This is a genomic window from Oceanicola sp. S124 (genome assembly GCF_000220565.1).
GTDB lineage: Bacteria > Pseudomonadota > Alphaproteobacteria > Rhodobacterales > Rhodobacteraceae > Pseudooceanicola.
Map to the genome: position 1 here is coordinate 1 of NZ_AFPM01000056.1, position 2285 is coordinate 2285.

The 2285-nt window shown below is 66.7% G+C and carries 3 protein-coding genes; 1 reads left to right on the plus strand and 2 read right to left on the minus strand.

The genetic code is table 11. The features are described 5' to 3' along the window. Positions 1 to 289, plus strand: a 289-nt coding sequence (locus OS124_RS27300) for a hypothetical protein (RefSeq protein WP_168161436.1), incomplete at its 5' end; no start/stop codon positions are given. Positions 290 to 510: 221 nt separating this feature from the next. On the opposite strand, the gene OS124_RS0104955 is transcribed toward OS124_RS27300, so the two are convergent. Further along, the gene (locus OS124_RS0104955; protein ID WP_010138260.1) at positions 511 to 801 is read right to left on the minus strand and encodes a DUF1330 domain-containing protein; all 291 of its coding nucleotides are present in this window, start codon (positions 799 to 801) and stop codon (positions 511 to 513) included. Positions 802 to 813: 12 nt separating this feature from the next. Continuing rightward, positions 814 to 2285, minus strand: a 1472-nt coding sequence (locus tag OS124_RS0104960; protein ID WP_010138261.1) for a serine-tRNA(Ala) deacylase AlaX, incomplete at its 5' end; no start/stop codon positions are given.

The window sequence follows — 2285 nt, forward strand, 5'->3', positions numbered from 1 at the left end:
GCTGGCAGGGTATGATGTCTGGGTCACGGATGCCTTCAAACTGTTCGCGGGAAAAGGCATCGTGCAGCGAAACCAGTCACTACGGGAGCTCTCGCGTTCAGTGATTGCAGGCGAGGTTGCAGCCTTTGCGCCAAACCGGATAGTCGCGTTCGGAAAAATTGCCGGAGAAACGATAGCTGATTTGTCTGGCGAGCATGAGTTGACTCGCCTTAAACATCCCACAGCTCGTGGTCAGAAAGGGCCTTTCAAGGATCGCATCGACATTTATATGAAAGCAACTCTGGGCTAAGAGGGTCTGCATTAATACTGGCATGCCGCAAGCTATACGGTCGGGGCTGCGACCCACGCCAGCTTCGTCCGCACTGCCGACTTCAAGTCTGGCGAGGGTCCGATGAAACCTCCGTTACTGCCCGACAGCCATTGCGCTCCTTGACCTGCTGCACCTGACCCGCCCACGAAAAAAGCCGCCCCCATCGAGAGCGGCCCTTTCAAACTCACTGACGCAGAGACCTACTCCACGCCCTCCACGATCATCAGATCGCGTTCCGAGGCGCCCTTGGCGTGGCTCATGGCCTCCTGGTAGTCGGGGCCGCGGTAGCAGGCCTCGGCGTCCTCCAGCGAGGGGAACTCGGCCACGACGTTGCGCGCGCGGTCCTTACCCTCCAGTTGCACGTAGCGCCCGGCGCGGGCCAGGAACTTGCCGCCGTGCTTGGCGATGGCCGGGCCCGCCAGCTTGGCGTAGCGGCCATAGGCCTCTTCATCGGTCACATGGACATGGGCGATCCAGTAGGCTTTGGGCATGGGTCCCTCCTCTTACCCGGCGATATGGGCGCGGGCGGCGGCCAGCGCCTCTTCCGCGCCGGCGAAATCCTTGCCGCCACCCTGGGCCATGTCGGGACGGCCACCGCCGCCCTTGCCACCCACGGCAGGCACCGCGGCGCGCAGCACCTCGACGGCAGAGATCCTGTCGGTCAGGTCATCGGTGACACCGGCGGCGACGGCGACCTTGCCGTCATCCTCGGCCACCAGCAGCACCACGCCCGAGCCAATCTTTTGCTTGTGCGCGTCGATCAGCGCCCGCAGATCCTTGCCCGAGACGCCCTGCAGGGCCTGGCCCAGGAACTTGACGCCGCCGATCTCCTCGGCCTCGACGCCACCGCCCTGACCGCCGCCCATGGCGATCTCGCGCTTCAGCTGGGCAACCTCGTTCTCCAGCTTGCGGCGGTCGTCCATCAGGGCGCGGACGCGGTCGACGGCCTCGGCGCCCTGGGCCTTCAGCATGCCCTCGATGGAGGCCAACGTCAGGTCACGGTTCCGCAGTTCGGCCATGGCGGCCGCGCCGGTCAGGGCCTCGATCCGGCGCACACCGGCAGAGCTGGCGCTTTCGGCGGTCAGGGCGAAGGCCCCGATATCGCCGGTGCGCGCCACATGGGTGCCGCCGCAAAGCTCGATCGACCAGGTGTCGCCCTTGGGGCCCTTGCCGGTGTCGGCACGGCCCATGGAGACCACGCGGACCTCGTCGCCGTATTTCTCGCCAAAAAGCGCCTGGGCGCCGATGGCGCGGGCGTCGTCGGGGGTCATGATACGGGTCTCGACCGGGGTGTTCTGACGGATGTAGGCGTTCACCTCTGCCTCGACGCGCGCCAGTTCCTCGGCCGAGACGGCAGCGGAATGGGAGAAGTCGAAGCGCAGGCGGTCGGGCGCATTGAGCGAGCCTCGCTGTGCCACGTGATCGCCAAGCGCCTCGCGCAGGGCCTCGTGCAGCAGGTGGGTGGCCGAGTGGTTGGCACGGATCTTGGAGCGGCGGTCGTGATCGACCTCGAGGATCGCGGCCTCGCCACGCTTCACGCTGCCCTCGGAGACCTCGCCGATATGCAGGAAGACGCCCTCGACCTTGCGGGTATCGGTCACGGTGACCTTGCCGCCCTCGGTGCGGATCACGCCCGTGTCACCGACCTGGCCGCCGCTTTCGCCGTAGAAGGGCGTCTGGTTCAGCACCAGGGTGACCTTCTCGCCGGTGGCGGCGGTTTCGGCCAGCTCGCCGTCCTGCACCAGCGCCAGGATCTGGCCCTCGGCGGTTTCAGTGTCGTAGCCCAGGAAATCGGTCGCGCCGTGCTTGTCGGCAATGTCGAACCAGACACGGCTGTCGGCAGCCTCGCCCGAGCCGGCCCAGGCGGCACGGGCCTTGGCCTTCTGCTCGGCCATGGCGGCGTCGAAGCCGTCGGTGTCGACGGTGCGGCCCTGCTCGCGCAGCGCGTCCTGGGTCAGGTCAAGCGGGAAACCGT